Origin of the sequence: Rubrivivax benzoatilyticus JA2 = ATCC BAA-35 (assembly GCF_000190375.1) — a bacterium.
Taxonomy (GTDB): Bacteria; Pseudomonadota; Gammaproteobacteria; order Burkholderiales; family Burkholderiaceae_C; genus Rubrivivax; species Rubrivivax benzoatilyticus.
The window spans coordinates 25,800-43,926 of record NZ_AEWG01000027.1; the positions used below are offsets into that span (position 1 = coordinate 25,800).

An 18,127-nucleotide genomic window follows, 5' to 3' on the forward strand; every position below is an offset into this window, starting at 1 on the left:
TTTCAATGTACCCAATGAATAAGACCGTGCAACCGGCGGCGCCAAAGAGCGATTCGCGGCGCATCCAGGTGCGGCGCAGCGGGGTGCACGGCAAGGGTGTCTTCGCGCTGCAGGCCATCGCCGCGGGCACCCGGCTGATCGAATACAAGGGCGAGCTGATCGACTGGCCCGAGGCGCTGCGCCGCCACCCGCACGACCCGGCGCAGCCCAACCACACCTTCTACTTCCACGTCGATGACGAGCACGTCATCGACGCCAACGTCGGCGGCAACGCCTCGCGCTGGATCAACCACGCCTGCGACCCGAACTGCGAGGCCCAGCAGCTCGACGATGGCCGCGTCTTCATCGACGCGCTGCGCGACATCCAGCCCGGCGAGGAGCTGTTCTACGACTACGGCCTGGTGATCGACGAGCGTTACACCGCCAGGCTGAAGAAGGAATACGCCTGCCATTGCGGCAGCCCGAACTGCCGCGGCACGATGCTCGCACCCAAACGCCGCTGACCCGATGGACGCCCCGGTTCCCTCGCCTTTCCACACCAGCAGCGGCGCGCCGCTGCGCTGGGGCGCCGAGGACATCTGGCAGCAGCTGCAGCCGCTGCTGCCCGGGGTCAGCGTCGAGGTCGTCGCGCGCACCGACTCGACGAACACACGCCTGATCGAACGCGCCCGCGCCCAGGCCGGCCAGCGTGACGCGCCGGTCTCGCGGCCGGGCGAGCTGCGCGACGTCGGCGACGTGCCGCGTGCCCCCTACGGCCGCCGCGCCGGCGACACCGAACCCTGCCTGCTGGTGGCCGAACACCAGACCGGCGGCCGCGGCCGCCTCGGTCGCGACTGGCTGGGCTCTGCGGGCGCGTCGCTGACCTTCTCGCTGGCACTGCCGCTGGCGCCGCGCGACTGGTCGGGGCTGTCGCTCGCGGTGGGCGTCGCGCTCGCCGAGGCACTGGACATCGCGCCGCCGCGCATCGGGCTGAAGTGGCCCAACGACCTGTGGATCCTCGACGGCCCGGGCCGCGGCCGCAAGCTCGGCGGCATCCTCATCGAGACCGTGCCGGTCAACCAGCGCCGCATGTGCATCGTCGGCGTCGGCCTGAACGTGCTGCCGCAGCCGGCCGAGGGCCTGACACACGGCTACGCCTGCCTGCAGGAGCTCGACGGCGACACCAGCGCGCCGCGTGCGCTGGCCGCGGTGGCCGCGCCGCTGGTGCGTGCGCTGCAGCGTTTCGAGGCCGAAGGCTTCGCCGCCTTCCAGGCCGGTTTCGAGCGCCGCGACCTGCTGGCCGGCCTGCCGGTGACGACCACCGGGGCCGAACCTCTGCACGGCGTGGCCGAAGGCGTCGACGAACGCGGCGCGCTGCGCGTGCGCGCCGGCACGCTGCACACGCTGGTCAGCGGCGAGGTCAGCGTGCGCCTGCGGGACGACGCATGCTGAGAGCCCTGGCCGCCCTGCTGATCGGCGCCAACCTGCTGTTCTTCGCCTGGGCCCGGGGCTGGCTCGACCCGGCGGTGCCGCCGCCGCAGCACGGCCAGCGCGAGCCGGCGCGGCTGGCCGCCCAGCTCAACGCCGACACGCTGCGCATCGTCAGCCCGCAGGCCGCCAGCGCGGCGGCAGCCAGCGTCGCCTGCGTCGAGGCCGGCCCGTTCAACGACGCCGACGTCGGCAGCGCCGAGCAGGCGCTGATCGCCGCCGGCCTGCCCGGCGACCTCTGGAAACGCCGCGAGCTGCAGCCGCCGCCGGTCTGGCTGGTCTACATGGGCCGCTTCAACGACGCCGCGCAGCGGCGCGCCCGCAGCGACGCGCTGCAGAAGCTGCGTGTGGCCCACGAAGCGCTGGACGCGCCAGCCGAACTCGCCCCCGGTCTCGTGCTGTCGCGCCACGGTTCGCGCGAAGACGCCGAACGGGCGCTGGCCGCCGCCTCGGCCAAGGGCGTGAAGACCGCGCGCGCCGTCGCGCTGCCGCCCCCGCCGCCGCAGCACTGGCTGCGTGTGCCGCGCGCCGACGCCACGCTGCAGGCCCGCCTGGGCGAGACCGCGCTGCCCGGCGGCACCCGCTTCCACCGCTGCCCGCGCTGAACGCGCCGCCCATGAAAAACGGCCCCGCGAGGGGGCCGTCGTCATCGCCAAGCCGCCGAACTCCCCTCGGGGACAGACCGCCGCAGGCGGTCAGGGGGAGCGGCGTCACCCGGCGCGGGCCGAACCCGATCCGGGTCTCCCGGTCGGGTTCGGAGCCCCCTCGGGGGGCGGCCGCCAGGCGGCCGGGGGCTCAGGCGATCACGCGCACCATCTCCAGCACCTTGCAGGAGTAGCCCCACTCGTTGTCGTACCAGGCCACGACCTTCACGAAGGTCTTGTCCAGCGCGATGCCGGCGTCGGCGTCGAACACCGAGGTGCAGCTCTCGCCGCGGAAGTCGGTGGCGACGACCTTGTCGGTGGTGTAGCCGAGCACGCCCTTCATCGGGCCCTCGCTGGCGGCCTTCATCGCCGCGCAGATCTCCTCGTACGAGGCGTCCTTGTTCAGCTCGACGGTCAGGTCGACGACCGAGACGTCGGAGGTCGGCACGCGGAAGGACATGCCGGTGAGCTTCTTGTTCAGCTCGGGGATGACCTTGCCGACGGCCTTGGCGGCGCCGGTGGAGCTGGGGATGATGTTCTCGAGGATGCCGCGGCCGCCGCGCCAGTCCTTGTTGCTCGGGCCGTCGACGGTCTTCTGCGTCGCGGTGGCGGCGTGCACCGTGGTCATCAGGCCGCGCTTGATGCCGAAGGTGTCGTTGAGCACCTTGGCGACCGGCGCCAGGCAGTTGGTCGTGCAGCTGGCGTTGGAGACGATGGCCTGGCCGGCGTAGGTCTCGTGGTTGACGCCGTAGACGAACATCGGCGTGTCGTCCTTGGACGGCGCGCTCATGATGACCTTCTTGGCGCCGGCGGCCAGGTGCTTCTCGGCGGTTTCCTTGGTCAGGAACAGGCCGGTCGACTCGACGACGATGTCGGCGCCGACCTCGCCCCACTTCAGCTCGGCCGGGTCCTTGATCGCGGTGAGGCGGATCTTCTTGCCGTTGACGATCAGCGTGTTGCCGTCGACGGCGATGTCGCCCTTGAAGCGGCCGTGCACGCTGTCGTACTGCAGCATGTAGGCCAGGTAGTCGGGTTCCAGCAGGTCGTTGATCGCGACGACCTCGATGTCGTCGAAGTGCTTGATCGCGGCGCGGAACACCATGCGACCGATGCGGCCGAAGCCGTTGATGCCGATCTTGATGGTCATGTCGTCTCTCCTGAACGGTGAAGGTGAACGGGCTTCGGCGCCTGGGCGACCGGGCCTCGCGGCCCGGCCGGCGCCATTAGGGAGCGATCTTGCCGCAGGCGGCGCGAGGGGTCACGCGCCGGCCCGCGGGCGGTGGAGGGCAAACGCGAGTGGCGCAGCCCACGGCGGTCAGCGGTCGAGCACCTTGCGCACGACCGCGGCGACGTTCTCCGGCGTGAAGCCGAAGAGCTTGAACAGCACGCCGGCCGGCGCGCTCTCGCCGTAGCGGTCGAGGCCGACGACGGCGGCGCAGCCGTACTTCCACCAGCCGTCGGTGACGCCGGCCTCGACGGCGATGCGCGGCAGCTTGGCCGGCAGCACCGAGAGCTTGTACTCGACGCTCTGGCGGTCGAAGGTCGTCGTGCTGGGCATGCTGACGACACGCACGGCGATGCCGGCGGCGGCCAGCTGGGCCTGGGCGTGCAGCGCCAGCTGCACCTCGCTGCCGGTGGCGATGATCACCGCCTGCGGCGCCTTCTTCAGGCCCACCTCGGCCGGCTCGGCGAGCACGTAGGCGCCCTTGCCGATGTCTTCCAGCGTCGCCTTCGGCGCGTAGGGCAGGTTCTGGCGCGACAGCAGCAGCGCCGTCGGGCGGTCGGTGTTGCCGATCGCCACCGTCCAGGCCACCGTCGTCTCGGCGGTGTCGGCCGGACGCCAGACGTCCAGGTTCGGGATCAGGCGCAGCGACGCGGCGTGTTCGACGCTCTGGTGCGTCGGGCCGTCTTCGCCGAGACCGATCGAGTCGTGGGTGAAGACGTGCACGACACGCTGCTTCATCAGCGCGGCCATTCGGATCGCGTTGCGGCTGTAGTCGCTGAACGTGAGGAAGGTGCCGCCGTAGGGGATGAAGCCGCCGTGCAGCGCGACGCCGTTCATCACCGCCGCCATGCCGAACTCGCGCACGCCGTAGTTGATGTGGCGGCCGCCGTTGGCCGCGCCGTCGTCGCCGAAGCGCAGCGCCGGCGTCGAGCTGGTGTTGGTCAGGTTGGAGCCGGTCAGGTCGGCCGAGCCGCCGAGCAGCTCGGGCAGGGCCTTGGTGAAGGCTTCCAGGGCCAGCTGGCTGGCCTTGCGCGTGGCCACCGTCTCGGCCTTGTCGTGCGCGGCGATCGCGGCGTCGGCGGCGATGCGCGCGAAGCCGGCGGGCAGCTCGCCCTTCATGCGGCGCTCGTACTCGGCGGCCAGCTCGGGGAAGGCGGCGCGGTAGGCGGCGAAGGCCTTGTTCCAGGCGGCCTGCGCGGCGGCGCCGGTCTTGCGCGCGTCCCAGGCGGCGTAGGCGGTCTTGGGCACGACGAAGGGCTCGTGGGCCCAGCCCAGGCCTTCGCGCACCAGCGCGATCTCGGCGGCGCCCAGCGGCTCGCCGTGCGCCTTGGAGGTGCCGGCGCGGTTGGGCGAGCCCTTGCCGATCGTCGTCTTGCAGATCACCAGCGTCGGCTTGGTGGCCGAGGCGCGGGCCTGGGCCAGCGCCGCGTCGACGGCGGCGACGTCATGACCGTCGACCGGGCCGACGACGTTCCAGCCGTAGGCGTCGAAACGCTTGGCGACGTCGTCGACGTACCAGGGCGTGACCTGGCCGTCGATCGAGATGCCGTTGTCGTCGTACAGCGCGACCAGCTTGTTCAGCTTCCAGGCACCGGCCAGCGCGCAGGCCTCGTGGCTGATGCCTTCCATCAGGCAGCCGTCGCCGAGGAAGACGTAGGTGCGGTGGTCGACGATCTCGTGGCCCGGGCGGTTGAACTGCTGGGCCAGCAGCTTCTCGGCCAGCGCCATGCCGACGGCGTTGGTGATGCCCTGGCCCAGCGGGCCGGTGGTCGTCTCGACACCCGGCGTGACGTCGACCTCGGGGTGGCCCGGCGTCTTGCTGTGCAGCTGGCGGAAGTTGCGCAGCTCCTCGACCGGCAGGTCGTAGCCCGTGAGGTGCAGCAGCGCGTAGATCAGCATCGAGCCGTGGCCGTTGCTCAGCACGAAGCGGTCGCGCTCGGCCCACTTCGGGTCGGCCGGGTTGTGCTTGAGGTGGCGGCCCCAGAGCGCGACGGCCATCTCGGCCATGCCCATCGGGGCGCCGGGGTGGCCGGAGTTGGCTTGCTGCACCGCGTCCATCGCGAGCGCTCGCACCGCGTTGGCCATCAGCGCGGTGTCAGGGGAGGAGGTCTTGGCCATGCTGCGCCGGCAACCGCGAGGGCGCCGCCGTGGGTGAAGAAAGCCTTCGATTCTAGGGCGCCCCTACACTGCCGGCCGATGAGCGCCCGAGCCCTGATCCTCGCCGCCGGCCGCGGCGAGCGCATGCGACCGCTGACCGACACCACACCGAAGCCGCTGCTGCCGGTGCGCGGGCGGCCGATGATCGAGTGGCATCTGCTCGCGCTGGCCAAGGCCGGCGTGCGCGAGGTCGTCATCAACACCGCCTGGCTGGAGGAGCAGTTCCCGGCCGCGCTGGGCGACGGCTCGCGCTGGGGCCTCGTGATCCGCTGGTCGGCCGAGGGGGCGGCCTGGGGCGGTGCGCTGGAAACGGCCGGCGGCATCGCCACCGCGCTGCCCTGGCTGGCGCCGAACGGCGACGAGGCCTTCTGGGTCGTCTCGGGCGACATCGTCGCGCCAGACTTCGGCTTCGACGACGCCGAGCGCCGCCGCTTCGAGGACAGCGGCGACCTGGGCCACCTGTGGCTGGTGCCCAACCCGGACTTCAACACCCGCGGCGACTTCGCGCTCGGCCCCGGCGGCCGCCTGTCGCGCGATGGCGAACGCGCCTGGACCTACGCCAACCTGGCGCTGCTGCGCCCGGCCATCCTTGCCGGGCTCGAAGCCGGCACACGCGCGCCGCTGGGCCCGCACCTGTTCGCCGCCGCCGCGGCGGGCCGCCTGTCGGGCGAGCCCTGGCGCGGCGAGTGGCACAACGTCGGCACGCCCCAGCAGCTCGCGGCGCTGGACTGAGCGGCGCCGCGCGGGCAGCGGGCTCAGGTCCCGATGATCCCGCCGTCGTCCTTGGTGATCACGACGACCGTCGAACGCGGGCGCCCGCCCGGCAGCGGCGTCACGCCGTCGGACTCGACCGACCACTGCGACTGCGGCCAGTTCGAGTACTGCGTCGGGTTGGCCGCGCTCGAGTCCTCGCCCGGGTGCTGGACGCCGACGAACATCGTGCGGCCGTCGGGCGTCATCGTCACGCCGGTGACCTCGGCGTTCGGCGGCGCGGTCAGGAAGCGGCGCGTGGCCCCGGTGGCCGGGTCGGCGCAGACCATGCAGTTGGCGCCGATGTGCACCCAGTCGCCCTGGGCGTTGCCGGCCTGGTCGGTCTGCACCCAGAGGCGGCCGAAGGGGTCGAACCACAGGCCGTCGGGCGCGCCGTAGTCGGCGCTGCCGTTCGGGTCGTCGGCGATGTTGCCGCGGTAGTCGTTGCTCGGCTTGGCGGTCTTCGTCGTCGCGCTGTCGCCGGCCTGCACGAACAGGTCCCAGGCGAAACGCGTCGCGGCGACGCTCCTGCCGGCTTCGCGCCAGCGGATGATGTGGCCGTAGACGTTGTCCTCGCGCGGGTTGGCCGCGTCCACCGGCGGGCGCGCCGAGCCGGCGGCGGTGCTGCCGTCGGCGGCGTTGGCCGAGGCGCTGCTCGTGCCGCGGCGGTTGTTGTTGGTCAGCGTGCAGTAGACCTCGATCTCCTCGAAGCCGCCGATGCGCGGGCGTGCGCCGGTCCACTCCGGGCGGTCCATCATCGTCGCGCCGACGGCGTCGGCGGCCATGCGCGTCTTGATCAGGATCTTGGCCTGGACCTCGGCGTCGTCGGCGCCGGCGAAGTTCGGGTTGTCGCGCAGCTTGACGCCGTCGATGCCGACGGTGTCGGGCGCCAGCGCGATCCAGACGCCGGTCAGGTCGCTGTCGAAACGCGCGACGTACAGCGTGCCCTCGTCGAGCAGGTTGCGGTTGGCCGCGCGCAGCGCCGGGTTGTAGCGGCGCTTGGCGACGAACTTGTAGATGTACTCGTTGCGCTCGTCGTCGCCCATGTAGAAGGCGATGCGGTGATCGTCGTCGACGACGTGCTGCACGCTCTCGTGCTTGAAGCGGCCGAGCATCGTGCGCTTGACCGGCGTGCTGTCGGGGCGGAAGGGGTCGATCTCGACGACCCAGCCGAACAGGTGCGGCTCGTTCGGGTTGGTGCTGAGGTCGAAACGCGGATCGGTGGTGTGCCAGCGGTAGCCGTTGCCCGAGGTGCTCAGGCCGTAGCGGCGGTTGAGCTTGCCGACCTCGGTGGCGGTCGTGGTGTCCAGGGCGCCGGTGGCGCCGAAGTTGCCGTTCCAGTTCTCCTCGCAGGTCAGGTAGGTGCCCCAGGGCGTCCAGCCGTGGGCGCAGTTGTTGATCGTGCCGTAGGCCACCGTGCCGTCGGTCGTGCCGCCGGTGGGCGTGGTCGCGGCGTCGGTGATCGTGAACTCGCGCGTCTTCAGCAGCGCGTGGCCGGCCGCCGGGCCGGAGATGCGCATGAAGGTGTTGGCGGTGATGCGGCGGCCGAACGGAGAGCGCCTGACGACACGCCACTGGCCGCGCACACGCGCCGCCTCGACGATGGACACGCCGTGTGCGGCCTGCGACTTGCGCGTCTTGGCCAGCGTGTAGCCGGCGCCGACCAGCCCGTCGGGGTGCAGCACCTCCTCGTGCGTGTATTCGTTGTTCACGCACAGCAGGCCGTGCTCGGGGTTCTCGCGGCCGTCGCGGCGCGGGAACGGGAAGAAGTGCATGCCGTCGTTGTGCATGCCGAACTGCAGCGCCTGCTCGGCGGCGCTCTCGCGCGCATCGCCGGCGAAGGCCGGGCCGCCCGGCATGATCGGGTCGCCCCAGGCGACGAAGGCGCGCGCGGTGTAACCCGCCGGCACGGTGACGCGGTCGGCCACCGGCGCCAGGCTCGGCGGCACGCTGGTGAAGCTGATGCCCGGCGGGCCGCCGTCCGCTGCGGCGGCGCGGCCCAGCGGACGCGCCTCGACGCTGTCGACCAGGCCGCCGAGCGTCAGCCCGCCGGCCGAGGCCAGCGCCGCGGCGCCCAGGCCACCGCCGACGAAACGCCGGCGCGCCGGGTCGACGGCGTCGACGACGGCGTGGATGTCACGCGAGGTCGACGGATTGAGGGAGACGTCGTTGCGCGGATGCTGCTTGCCCTTCATGCCTGGCTCCTGCTGGGGTGCTGGGCAGGCGGGGGCCTGCCGCGAAACCCCGGATGCTCCCGGGCGCCCGCGACAGATGCATGACAAACGTCAGTCCGCTAGACCCTGGGTAACCCCGTTGATGCGGGACAGGACTTCCGGCGTCAGGCGCTCGACCAGCGCCATCGCGCCGAGGTTGGCCTTCAGCTGCTCGACACGCGAGGCGCCGGTGATCACGCTGCTGACCCGCGGGTTGTGTGCCACCCAGGCGATCGCCAGCTGGGCCAGCGTGCCGCCGAGCTCGGCGGCGATCGGCTCGAGCTTCGCGACGGCCTCGTTCTTGGCCGCGTCGGTCAGGCCGTCGCGCAGGAAGGCCATGTTCTCCATCGCGCCGCGGCTGCCGGCAGGCACGCCGCCGCGGTACTTGCCGGTCAGCAGGCCCGAGGCCAGCGGGCTCCAGGTCGTCAGGCCCAGGCCCAGGTCTTCGTAGAGGCGGGCGTACTCCTGCTCGACGCGGCGGCGGTGGAACAGGTGGTACTGCGGCTGCTCGACCACCGGCTTGTGCCAGCCGTGGCGATCGGCCAGCTCCCAGGCGGCGCGGATGTCGGCGGCGCTCCATTCGCTGGTGCCCCAGTACAGCGCCTTGCCCTGCACGATGAGGTCGTTCATCGCGCGCGCGGTCTCCTCGATCGGCGTGTTCGGGTCCGGGCGGTGGCAGTAGATGACGTCGATGAAGTCCAGGCCGAAGCGCTGCAGCGAGCCGTCGACGGCCTGCATCAGGTACTTGCGGTTCAGCGTGTCCTTGCGGTTGACGGCCTCGCCGCTGCGGTCCAGGCCCCAGAAGTACTTGCTGGTGACGACGTAGTTCAGCCGCGGCCAGCCCAGGCGGCGCAGCGCCTGGCCCATCACGAGCTCGCTCTGGCCGCCGGCATAGGCCTCGGCGTTGTCGAAGAAGTTGACGCCGGCGTCGTAGGCGGCGGCCATCATCTCGACGGCGGCGTCGACGTCGACCTGGTTGTGGTACGTGACCCAGGAGCCCAGCGAGAGCGCGCTGACGCGCAGGCCGGAGCGGCCCAGACGGCGGTATTGCATGGTGGTGGCGGAAGGCACGATGAGAGACAGGAGGCCGATGCTAGTGGGTCGCTGCGGCGACAGCCGGCCCGGCGGCGGGCGTCCACAATCGGCGCGATGGGAACGCTCTACCTCGTGCGCCATGGCCAGGCCTCGTTCGGCGCCGACGACTACGACGTGCTCAGCGAGCTGGGCCAGCGCCAGTGCCGCCAGCTCGGCATCTGGTTCCGCGAGCGCGGCATCCGCTTCGACGCCGCCTTCCACGGTTCGCTGAAGCGCCAGCGCGCCTCGTACGAGGCGATCGCCGAGGGCCACGGTGCGGTGCCGCCGGCGGCGCTGCGGCCGCAGCTCGACGAGTACGACAGCCTGGCGCTGCTGAAGGCCGCGCACCCCGAGCCGCTGCCGGCGGCCGACACGCCCGAGTCCTACCGCCGCTACTTCCAGCTGCTGCGCGCAGCGCTGGCGCGCTGGATGGCCGGCGAGATCGCACCGGCCGGCATGCCGAGCTACGTCGACTGGCGCGCCGGCATCGTCGCCGTGCTCGACGAGGTGCAGCGCGTCCAGGACGGCAACGTGCTGCTGGTCGCCAGCGGCGGGCCGATCTGCACCGCGCTCGGCCACCTGTTGCGCACGCCGCACGAGGTGACGATCGACCTCAACCTGCGCCTCCGCAACAGCGCGCTGACCGAGGTCGCGATCACACCGAAGCGGCTGATGCTGGTCGCCTTCAACCACCTGCCGCACCTGGACCATCCGGAGCGCCGGGGCTGGGTGACCTCGACCTGAGCGGGCCCAAGCCGGCCGGCGAGAATCGGCCCATGCACGAGGTCCACATCGCCGTCGTCGGCGCCGGCCCGGTCGGGCTGGCGCTGGCGCTGCACGCCGCGCGCGTGCTGCCCGCCGCCCGCATCACCGTCTTCGACGCCCGCGCGGCGACACACGACGTCGCCGCCGACCCGCGCACGCTGGCGCTGTCGCTGGGCAGCGTGCAGTTCCTGCAGCGCCTCGTCGACTGGACGCCGCCGCAGGCCATCGCCGAGGTGCAGGTGTCGCAGCAGCCGCCGTCCTTCGGCGACGCCGAAGTGCACATCCGCGCCGCCGAGCTCGGCGTGCCGCTGCTCGGTGCGGTGGCGACGTACGGCGAGGTCGTCGCGCCGCTGCAGCGCGGCTGGGAAGCGGCGGTGGCCGCCGAGCCGCGCAGGCTGCGGCTGCGCCTGGGCACCGCGGTGCAGGCGGTCAAGCCGATGGCCGGCGGCGTCGAGCTCGACGCCGACATCGCCGAGTGTTTCGACCTCGCCGTCGTCGCCGAAGGCGGCGTCTTCGCCGGCCAGGTGCGCAAGGCCGTCGTGCACGACTATCGCCAGACGGCCTGGGTCGGCACGCTGGCGCTGGACGGGCTGCCGCAGGGCGTGGCCTTCGAACGTTTCACGCGCGAAGGGCCGCTGGCGCTGCTGCCGCGCGCCGACGGCCGCGCCTCGCTGGTCTGGTGCGTGCCCAGCGACGACGACCCGGTGCGCCCGCTGGCCGCGCGCCAGCGCCTGGCGCTGCTGGCCGAGCGCCTGCCGGCGGCCGCCGGCCGGCCGCGCGAGATCACGCCGCTGAAAGACTTCGCGCTCGGCCTGAACGCCGAACGCACGCTGGTCGACGGCCGCTCGGTGCGCATCGGCAACGCCGCGCAGACGCTGCACCCGGTCGCCGGCCAGGGACTGAACCTCGGCCTGCGCGACGCGCACGAACTCGTCGCCGCGCTGCGGCACGCGGCCGATGTCGACAGCGCCTTGGCGCGTGTCGAATGGGCACGGTCGCCCGACCGCTGGGCGACGATCGCGACGACCGACTTCCTGGCACGCAGCTTCACCTGGCAGCTGCCCGGGCTGGGCCTGGCGCGTGGCCTCGGGCTGGCAGCGCTGCAGCAGATCACGCCGGCGCGCCATTGGCTGGCACGCAGGATGATGTTCGGATCGCGCTGACTACAGCCGCCGGTGCGCCAGCGCCGGCAACTGCGTGCGCACCTCGGCCAGGCGCTGCGGCGAGACCTCGGCGAGCACCACGCCTTCACCTTCCGGCCGCACCGCCAGCACCTCGCCCCAGGGGTCGGCGACGAGGCTGTGGCCCCAGGTGCGGCGACCGCTCTCGTGCTGGCCGCCTTGCGCCGGCGCGAGCACGTAACACTGGTTCTCGACGGCGCGGGCGCGCAGCAGCAGCTCCCAGTGCGCGCGGCCCGTCGTGTAGGTGAAGGCCGCCGGCACGCACAGCAGGTCGCAGGGCGGCGCCATCAGCGCGCGGTACAGCTCGGGGAACCGCAGGTCGTAGCAGACCGACAGGCCGACACGCAGCGGCCCGCACTGCAGCGCGATCGGCGTGTCGCCGGCGGCCAGCGTCGTCGCCTCGGCATAACGCTCGCGGCCGTTGTCGAAGGCGAAGAGGTGGATCTTGTCGTAGTGCGCGGCTTCGACGCCGTCGGGGCCGTAGACGCAGCAGCGGTTGTAGACGCGCTGGCCGTCGGGCGCACGCAGCGGCAGCGTGCCGCCGACCAGCCAGACGCCGTGGCGGCGTGCGATGTCGGCGAGGAAACGCTGGATCGCGCCGTCGCCCTCGGGTTCGGCAAACGGCAGCTTGTCGGTGTCGCGCAGGCCGATCAGGCAGAAGTACTCGGGCAGCGCGACGAGCCCCGCGCCGGCGGCCGCGGCTTCGCCGACGAGGCGGGCGGCGGCTTCGAGATTGCGCCCGAGATCGGGCGTGCTGACCATCTGGACGGCGGCGACCTTCATGCAGGCCATTCTGCGTCAGGGCGGCCCCACAGGGCCCGGACTCAGCCCTGCCGCCTGCACGCCACGGGGCTTCAGCGCAGAATCGGCGCCCTCGACAAGAGCAAAGACCTTCGGAGGGTCGTCCATGTCAGCCGTCCAGAGCGCCGCAGTGTCAGCGGCGCACAGCCGATTCGTGCAGCGCATCCGGCGCCGCTACGAAGCCGAGCGTGCGTTGCTGCCGCCGGGAGCGCCCGGTTTCGAGACCATCGTCACGCTCGTCGCCACGCTGCGCGAACGCGGCCGCGAGCTGCCGGCCGCGCTGCGCGTCGCGCGCCAGCTGGTGCTCGAACGCCTGGCGGTGCTCGACGTCGAGGATGGCGCGCCGCTGGAGACCGTCACCGCGACGATGACCTGGCTGGCCGAGGCCGCGCTGGAGCTGGCGCTGGCCCAGGCCCGGCTCGACGCCGACGAACGCTACGGCGCGGCAATCGACGCCGACGGCCGCCCGGTGGACCTGTGGGTCATCGGCATGGGCAAGCTCGGCGCACGCGAGCTCAACGTCTCGTCGGACATCGACCTGATCTACGTCTACGAGGACGAAGGCCAGACCACGGGGCCGCGCCCGGTCTCGTTCCACGAGTACTTCGCCTTCGTGGCCAAGCGCCTGTACACGCTGGTTGGCGAGACCACCGAGGACGGCTTCGTCTTCCGCGTCGACCTGGCGCTGCGGCCCAACGGCAACTCGGGGCCGCCGGTCGTCAGCCTGGGCATGCTGGAGGAGTACTTCCAGGTCCAGGGCCGCGAGTGGGAGCGTTTCGCGTGGCTGAAGAGCCGCATCGTCGCGCCGCGTGCGGCGGTCGGCACGCAGCGTGCGCTGGCGCTGCGTTCGCTGGTCACGCCTTTCGTCTACCGCCGCTACCTGGACTACGGCGTCTTCGAGGGCCTGCGCCAGCTGCACCGCAAGATCCGCGACGAGGCCCAGCGCCGCGCCGCCGGCCGCCCCGAGCGCGCCAACGACGTCAAGCTGTCGCGCGGCGGCATCCGCGAGATCGAGTTCATCGTCCAGCTGATGCAGGTCGTGCGCGGCGGCCAGTTCCCCGAGATCCGCACGCGCAGCACCTTGCGTGCGCTGGGCAAGCTGGCGGCACGCGGGCTGATGTCGGCCGAGACCGCGCAGCGCCTGGCCGACGCCTATGCGCTGCTGCGGCGCATCGAGCACCGCATCCAGTACCTCGACGACCAGCAGACGCATCTGCTGCCCACCGGCGACGAGGACCTGGCCTGGATCGCCGCCAGCCTGGACGGCGGCGACACCGGCACGATGCTCGACCGCCTCTGCGAGGCGCGCGAGACGGTCGCCGCCGAGTTCGACGCCTTGCTGATGGAAGGTGCTGCGGGCGGCAACGGCCAGGGCCGCAACGGCTGCCGCCAGTGCGGCACCGGGCCGCTGCCGATCGACAGCGAACAACTGCTCGAGAAGATGCCGCCGGCGCTGGCCGAGCGCCTGCGCCACTGGGCGACGCAGCCGCGCGTGCAGGCGCTGCGCGACGAGAGCCGGCTGCGCCTGGGCCGGCTGATGCAGGCCGCGGCGCGCGGCATCGCCGACGGCGGCTGCACCGAGCAGGCGGCGCTGCGTTTCGTCGACTGGGTCGAGCCGCTGCTGCGCCGCGAGAGTTATCTCGCGCTGCTCGCCGAGCGCCCCGAGGTCCAGCGCCGGCTGCTGCGCCTGCTGGGGCTGGCGCGCTGGCCGATGCAGTACCTGATGCGCCACCCGGGTGTCATCGACGAACTGGCCGACGCCCGCCTGCAGCACCAGCGTTTCGACCGCGAGAGCTTCGCCGCCGAGCTGGAGGAGCGGCGCCTGGCCTGGGACCGCGCCGGCGAATGCGACGAGGAGCGGCTGCTGGACATGCTGCGCCAGGCGCACCACGCCGAGGTCTTCCGCACGCTGGTGCGTGACGTCGAAGGCGAGCTGACGGTCGAGCAGGTCGCCGACGACCTGTCGGCACTCGCCGACACGATGCTCGCGATCACCGTGCGCTGGGCCTGGAGCCGCTTCCGCCAGGCCCACCGCGAACAGCCGGCGCTGGCCGTCATCGCCTACGGCAAGCTCGGCGGCAAGGAGCTGGGTTACGGCAGCGACCTGGACGTCGTCTTCCTCTTCGACGACGCCGACGAGGCCGACCCGGCGCGCGCGCAGGAGATCTACGGCGCCTTCGTGCGCAAGCTGATCACCTGGCTGACGCTGCGCACCGCGGCCGGCGAGCTGTTCGACATCGACACCGCGCTGCGCCCCAACGGCAACTCGGGGCTGCTGGTGACCTCGATCGCCTCGTTCGACCGCTACCAGGTCGGCCGCGGCAGCAACACTGCGTGGACCTGGGAGCACCAGGCGATCACACGGGCGCGCTGCGCCGCCGGCGGCCCGGCGCTGGCGATGGCCTTCGACGCCACGCGGCGTGCGGTGCTGGTCGCCGAACGCGACCCGCTGGCGCTGCGCGAGGAGATCGGCGCGATGCGCCGCAAGGTGCGCGACGCCCATCCGGTGCGTGCCGGGCGCTACGACGTCAAGCACTCGCCGGGCGGCATGATGGACGTCGAGTTCGCCGTCCAGTACCTGGTGCTGGCGCACTCGCGCACGCACCCGGAGTTGATCGGCAACCTCGGCAACATCGCGCTGCTGGTGATGGCCGAGGACGGCGGCCTGCTGCCGGCCGGCGTCGGCCGCGCCGCCGCCGACGCCTACCGCGAGCTGCGCCGCGCGCAGCACACCGCGCGCCTGGACGAGCAGCCGACGCAGTTCGAGCCCGAGCGCCTGGCGCCGCAGCGCGACGCCGTGCTGGCGCTGTGGCGCGCGGTCTTCGGCGAAGGCTGACGCGCCCGATGTCCCCGACCGACCGCCGCGCGCGGCTGGACGCGCGCGCCATCGTGCTCGTCGTCGTCTGCTGCGCGCTCTGGGGCCTGAACCAGGTGGCGACCAAGCTCGCGCTGGCCGAGATCCCGCCGCTGATGCAGGCCGCGCTGCGTTCGGCCGGCGCCGCGCTGCTGGTCGCGGCCTGGGCGCGCTTGCGCGGCATCCGGCTGTTCGAGGCCGACGGCACGGCCCGCGCCGGGCTGGCGATGGGGCTGCTGTTCGCGCTCGAGTTCGGCTGCATCTTCATCGGCCTGCAGCACACCGCGGCGTCGCGCATGGTGGTCTTCATCTACCTCGCGCCCTTCGTCGTCGCGCTGGGCATGCCATTCGTCGCGCGCGACGAGCGCCTGCGGCCGGCGCAGCTGGCCGGGCTGGCGGCGGCCTTCGCCGGCGTCGTCTGGGCCTTCGCCGAAGGGCTGCAGGCGCCGACCGCCGGCGAGCGCCAGTGGCTGGGCGATGCGCTCGGTGTCGCCGCGGCGGTGATCTGGGGGCTGACGACGCTGACGCTGCGCGGCAGCCGGCTGGCGAGCGCGGCGCCGGAGAAGACGCTGCTGTGGCAGCTGGCGGTGTCGGCCGTCGCGCTGGCCGCGGCGTCGTGGGCCGGCGGCGAGACGCTGGCGGCGATGCCGGGGCCGGCCTCGCTGGCGCCGCTGGCCTTCCAGATCGTCGTCGTGACCTTCGCCAGCTACCTCGTCTGGTTCTGGCTGCTGCGCCACTACCCGGCGACGCGGCTGTCGGCGTTCACGCTGCTGACGCCGGTGTTCGGGCTGCTCGCCGGCGTGCTGCTGCTCGGCGAGCCGGCGACGGCGCAGCTGCTGGTGGCGCTGGCCGCCGTCTGCGCCGGCATCGCGCTGGTCAACCGCGGCTGATCGCGCGCGGCGGCGGCGCTGCGCCGGGGTTCAGGCCGGCTGGGCGCCGCGGCCCAGTTCCTTGCGGTAGCGGTTCAGGTCCTGGACGTTGGCGAAGCTGCGCCCGAACAGCAGGCCGAGGTTGTGCAGGATGCGTTCGACGACGCGGCCCTCCCACTCGGCGTCGAAGCGGATCTGGCGGTCCAGCCAGGCCTCGAGCCACGCCGGGTCGGGCAGGCGGCTCTGCACGGTGTCGTTCGGGAACAGGCTGGCGTTGACGTGCAGGTTGGTCGGGTGCAGGGCCTGCGCGGTGCGGCGCGCGCTGGCCATCAGCACGCCGACCTTGGCGAAGGCGGTGCGCGCCTCGTCGCCGAAGCGCACGAGGGCGCGCTTCATGTAGCGCAGGTAGGCGCCGCCGTGGCGCGCCTCGTCGCGTGCCAGGGTCTCGTAGATCGCCCGGATCACCGGCTCGGTGTGCCACTCGGCGGCGCGGCGATACCAGTGGTTGAGACGGATCTCGCCGCAGAAGTGCAGCATCAGCGTCTCCAGCGCCGGCGCCGGGTCGAACTCGAAACGCACCGCGTGCAGCTCGTCCTCGGTCGGAACGAGCTCGGGGCGGAAGCGCCGCAGGTACTCCATCAGCACCAGCGAGTGCTTCTGCTCCTCGAAGAACCAGACGCTGATGAAGGCCGAGAAGTCGCTGTCGCCGCGGTTGTCGCGCAGGAACATCTCGGTGGCCGGCAGCGCCGCCCACTCGGTGATGGCGTTCATCTTGATCGTCTGCGCCTGCTCGTCGCTGAGCAGGGCGGCGTCGAAACGCTCCCACGGGATGTCCGTGTCGAGGTTCCAGCGCACGGCTTCGAGCTGCTTGAAGAGTTCGGGATACAGCATGACGGGGCAAAGGTGTCGCGACGCTGCAGTCTAGGCAGCGGCGGCCTCCCGCGTGCGCGGCGGGTTGTTCCGGCTTCAGCCCCGCGCTTCGCGCCAGCGCTGCAGCTCGACGCCGATGCGCTCCAGCGAGTCGAGGGCGGTGACGCCGTCGATGCGGCGGCGGAACAGCACCGGCGCGCTGCCGCCGACCCACAGCCCGGTGCCGGCCGGCAGCTTCTCGCGCAGCTCGGCCAGGCCGTCGACGACCTGGTTGGGGCTCATGCAGCCGGAGAAGCTCAGCGCGACGACGTCGGCGCGGTAGCTGCGCGCGGCCAGCACGATGTCCCACAGCGGCGTCTGCGTGCCCAGCGCGACGCAGCGGCAGCCGTCCATCGCCATCAGCGTCTCGCACATCAGCAGGCCCAGGCCGTGCGGCTCGCCGGGGAAGGTGGTCAGCAGCACCGACGGCGCACCGCCGTCCAGCGGCTCGGGCACCGAGGCGATGGCCTGGCGCAGCAGGCTCTGCACGGTCTCGGTGTACAGGTGCTCCTCGTAGACCTCGACCTGCCCGCGCAGCCAGGCGTCGCCGACGGCGGTGTTCAGCGGCGCGACGACGTCGACGACGAAGCGCGAGATGCCGTGGCGCACCAGCATGCGGCCGAGCTCGCGACGCAGCGCGGCGGGGTCGTGGCGGCGCAGCAGTTCGAGCGCGCGGTCGAGATCGGCCGCCGCCACCGGGTTCTCGGCGCGGCGCTGGGGCTGGTCGACGGTCGACGCGGTGAGCTCGTTGAGCTCGGCGGCCGGCATCGGCACGATGCGGCCCGGCCGGTGCCCGGCGTCGAGCAGGCGCTTGATGAGGCGGAGCTTCTCGACCTGCTCGAGCGGGTAGGCCCGCTCGCCCTGCGCGTCACGCGACGGCGACGGGAAGCCGTAGCGCCGCTCCCAGACCCGCAAGGTGTCTTTGCTGAGCCCGGTGTCGCGCTCGACAGCGGCGATCGACAGCGTCAGCGCTTCAGCCGTGGTGCGATCGCTCATCCGTTCCGCCTTGTGGTTGTCCTGGACAAAACCATGCTTGATTTCAAAAGTTGGCCTAATATAGGCCCAAGCCCAGGTTTTGAACAGGACACGGCCTCGTCAACGACGTGGCATGAACTGCAAGACCTGAAAGATGACTGTATAGTCATCCTCATACCGAGAGGTTCACATGACACCGAAGCCGCAGCCGATCCCCAGGTTCGCCTCCCCCGCGTGGCCATT

At 72.4% G+C, this 18,127-nt stretch carries 15 protein-coding genes; 8 read left to right on the forward strand and 7 right to left on the reverse strand.

Annotated features, from left to right (window positions below):
* The first annotated feature begins 14 nt into the window (after positions 1–14).
* The 3 genes from RBXJA2T_RS02590 to RBXJA2T_RS02600 are packed head-to-tail and all read left to right on the forward strand — an operon-like array spanning position 15 to position 2,072.
* Complete coding sequence (locus tag RBXJA2T_RS02590; protein WP_029718853.1) at positions 15–503, forward strand: SET domain-containing protein; 489 nt, start codon at positions 15–17, stop codon at positions 501–503.
* Between the two features lie 4 nt (positions 504–507).
* The gene (locus tag RBXJA2T_RS02595) at positions 508–1,431 is read left to right on the forward strand and encodes a biotin--[acetyl-CoA-carboxylase] ligase (RefSeq protein WP_009855759.1); all 924 of its coding nucleotides are present in this window, start codon (positions 508–510) and stop codon (positions 1,429–1,431) included.
* Positions 1,425–2,072 carry a hypothetical protein gene (locus RBXJA2T_RS02600; protein ID WP_009855760.1) on the forward strand — a complete coding sequence of 216 codons (648 nt, stop codon included), beginning with the start codon at positions 1,425–1,427 and terminating at the stop codon, positions 2,070–2,072. Before RBXJA2T_RS02595 ends, RBXJA2T_RS02600 begins: the two co-directional genes overlap by 7 nt.
* A gap of 190 nt (positions 2,073–2,262) precedes the next feature.
* On the opposite strand, the gene gap is transcribed toward RBXJA2T_RS02600, so the two are convergent.
* Complete coding sequence (gap, locus tag RBXJA2T_RS02605; RefSeq protein WP_009855761.1) at positions 2,263–3,258, reverse strand: type I glyceraldehyde-3-phosphate dehydrogenase; 996 nt, start codon at positions 3,256–3,258, stop codon at positions 2,263–2,265.
* 168 nt (positions 3,259–3,426) lie between these two features.
* Positions 3,427–5,454 (reverse strand): transketolase, encoded by a 2,028-nt coding sequence (gene tkt / locus RBXJA2T_RS02610; protein WP_029718852.1) that lies wholly within the window; start codon positions 5,452–5,454, stop codon positions 3,427–3,429.
* Positions 5,455–5,532: 78 nt separating this feature from the next.
* On the opposite strand from tkt, the gene murU reads away from it, so the two are divergent.
* The gene (gene murU, locus RBXJA2T_RS02615) at positions 5,533–6,225 is read left to right on the forward strand and encodes an N-acetylmuramate alpha-1-phosphate uridylyltransferase MurU (protein WP_009855763.1); all 693 of its coding nucleotides are present in this window, start codon (positions 5,533–5,535) and stop codon (positions 6,223–6,225) included.
* Positions 6,226–6,248: 23 nt separating this feature from the next.
* On the opposite strand, the gene RBXJA2T_RS02620 is transcribed toward murU, so the two are convergent.
* Together RBXJA2T_RS02620 and RBXJA2T_RS02625 are read right to left on the reverse strand one after the other, a co-directional pair.
* The gene (locus RBXJA2T_RS02620; RefSeq protein WP_009855764.1) at positions 6,249–8,438 is read right to left on the reverse strand and encodes a PhoX family protein; all 2,190 of its coding nucleotides are present in this window, start codon (positions 8,436–8,438) and stop codon (positions 6,249–6,251) included.
* A 90-nt stretch (positions 8,439–8,528) separates the two neighbouring features.
* On the reverse strand, positions 8,529–9,509 hold the full coding sequence (locus tag RBXJA2T_RS02625; protein WP_009855765.1) for a potassium channel beta subunit family protein: 981 nt from the start codon (positions 9,507–9,509) through the stop codon (positions 8,529–8,531).
* 96 nt (positions 9,510–9,605) lie between these two features.
* Here RBXJA2T_RS02625 and RBXJA2T_RS02630 point away from each other — a divergent pair, with 96 nt between their 5' ends.
* Together RBXJA2T_RS02630 and RBXJA2T_RS02635 are read left to right on the forward strand one after the other, a co-directional pair.
* The gene (locus tag RBXJA2T_RS02630; protein WP_009855766.1) at positions 9,606–10,274 is read left to right on the forward strand and encodes a histidine phosphatase family protein; all 669 of its coding nucleotides are present in this window, start codon (positions 9,606–9,608) and stop codon (positions 10,272–10,274) included.
* A 32-nt stretch (positions 10,275–10,306) separates the two neighbouring features.
* The gene (locus RBXJA2T_RS02635; RefSeq protein WP_009855767.1) at positions 10,307–11,458 is read left to right on the forward strand and encodes an FAD-dependent monooxygenase; all 1,152 of its coding nucleotides are present in this window, start codon (positions 10,307–10,309) and stop codon (positions 11,456–11,458) included.
* Here the strand turns inward: RBXJA2T_RS02635 and RBXJA2T_RS02640 are convergent, their stop codons facing one another.
* A complete protein-coding gene (locus RBXJA2T_RS02640) occupies positions 11,459–12,259 on the reverse strand; it encodes a carbon-nitrogen hydrolase family protein (RefSeq protein ID WP_009855768.1) in 801 nt (266 codons plus the stop codon).
* 124 nt (positions 12,260–12,383) lie between these two features.
* Between RBXJA2T_RS02640 and glnE the strand changes: the two genes are divergently transcribed.
* The gene (gene glnE / locus RBXJA2T_RS02645; RefSeq protein WP_029718851.1) at positions 12,384–15,113 is read left to right on the forward strand and encodes a bifunctional [glutamate--ammonia ligase]-adenylyl-L-tyrosine phosphorylase/[glutamate--ammonia-ligase] adenylyltransferase; all 2,730 of its coding nucleotides are present in this window, start codon (positions 12,384–12,386) and stop codon (positions 15,111–15,113) included.
* Positions 15,114–15,121: 8 nt separating this feature from the next.
* The gene (locus RBXJA2T_RS02650) at positions 15,122–16,021 is read left to right on the forward strand and encodes a DMT family transporter (RefSeq protein ID WP_009855770.1); all 900 of its coding nucleotides are present in this window, start codon (positions 15,122–15,124) and stop codon (positions 16,019–16,021) included.
* A gap of 30 nt (positions 16,022–16,051) precedes the next feature.
* Here the strand turns inward: RBXJA2T_RS02650 and RBXJA2T_RS02655 are convergent, their stop codons facing one another.
* Together RBXJA2T_RS02655 and RBXJA2T_RS02660 are read right to left on the reverse strand one after the other, a co-directional pair.
* The gene (locus RBXJA2T_RS02655; protein WP_009855771.1) at positions 16,052–16,891 is read right to left on the reverse strand and encodes a ferritin family protein; all 840 of its coding nucleotides are present in this window, start codon (positions 16,889–16,891) and stop codon (positions 16,052–16,054) included.
* Positions 16,892–16,966: 75 nt separating this feature from the next.
* Complete coding sequence (locus tag RBXJA2T_RS02660) at positions 16,967–17,905, reverse strand: MerR family transcriptional regulator (RefSeq protein WP_009855772.1); 939 nt, start codon at positions 17,903–17,905, stop codon at positions 16,967–16,969.
* Between the last annotated feature and the right edge of the window lie 222 nt (positions 17,906–18,127).

Coding starts and splice junctions, on each gene's coding strand:
- glnE (WP_029718851.1), top strand. CDS start 12,384: ATGTCAGCCGTCCAGAGCGCCGCAGTGTCAGCGGCGCACAGCCGATTC.
- RBXJA2T_RS02650 (WP_009855770.1), top strand. CDS start 15,122: ATGTCCCCGACCGACCGCCGCGCGCGGCTGGACGCGCGCGCCATCGTG.
- RBXJA2T_RS02660 (WP_009855772.1), bottom strand. CDS start 17,905: ATGAGCGATCGCACCACGGCTGAAGCGCTGACGCTGTCGATCGCCGCT.
- RBXJA2T_RS02655 (WP_009855771.1), bottom strand. CDS start 16,891: ATGCTGTATCCCGAACTCTTCAAGCAGCTCGAAGCCGTGCGCTGGAAC.
- gap (WP_009855761.1), bottom strand. CDS start 3,258: ATGACCATCAAGATCGGCATCAACGGCTTCGGCCGCATCGGTCGCATG.
- RBXJA2T_RS02625 (WP_009855765.1), bottom strand. CDS start 9,509: ATGCAATACCGCCGTCTGGGCCGCTCCGGCCTGCGCGTCAGCGCGCTC.
- RBXJA2T_RS02635 (WP_009855767.1), top strand. CDS start 10,307: ATGCACGAGGTCCACATCGCCGTCGTCGGCGCCGGCCCGGTCGGGCTG.
- murU (WP_009855763.1), top strand. CDS start 5,533: ATGAGCGCCCGAGCCCTGATCCTCGCCGCCGGCCGCGGCGAGCGCATG.
- RBXJA2T_RS02595 (WP_009855759.1), top strand. CDS start 508: ATGGACGCCCCGGTTCCCTCGCCTTTCCACACCAGCAGCGGCGCGCCG.
- RBXJA2T_RS02600 (WP_009855760.1), top strand. CDS start 1,425: ATGCTGAGAGCCCTGGCCGCCCTGCTGATCGGCGCCAACCTGCTGTTC.
- RBXJA2T_RS02590 (WP_029718853.1), top strand. CDS start 15: ATGAATAAGACCGTGCAACCGGCGGCGCCAAAGAGCGATTCGCGGCGC.
- RBXJA2T_RS02630 (WP_009855766.1), top strand. CDS start 9,606: ATGGGAACGCTCTACCTCGTGCGCCATGGCCAGGCCTCGTTCGGCGCC.
- RBXJA2T_RS02640 (WP_009855768.1), bottom strand. CDS start 12,259: ATGAAGGTCGCCGCCGTCCAGATGGTCAGCACGCCCGATCTCGGGCGC.
- tkt (WP_029718852.1), bottom strand. CDS start 5,454: ATGGCCAAGACCTCCTCCCCTGACACCGCGCTGATGGCCAACGCGGTG.
- RBXJA2T_RS02620 (WP_009855764.1), bottom strand. CDS start 8,438: ATGAAGGGCAAGCAGCATCCGCGCAACGACGTCTCCCTCAATCCGTCG.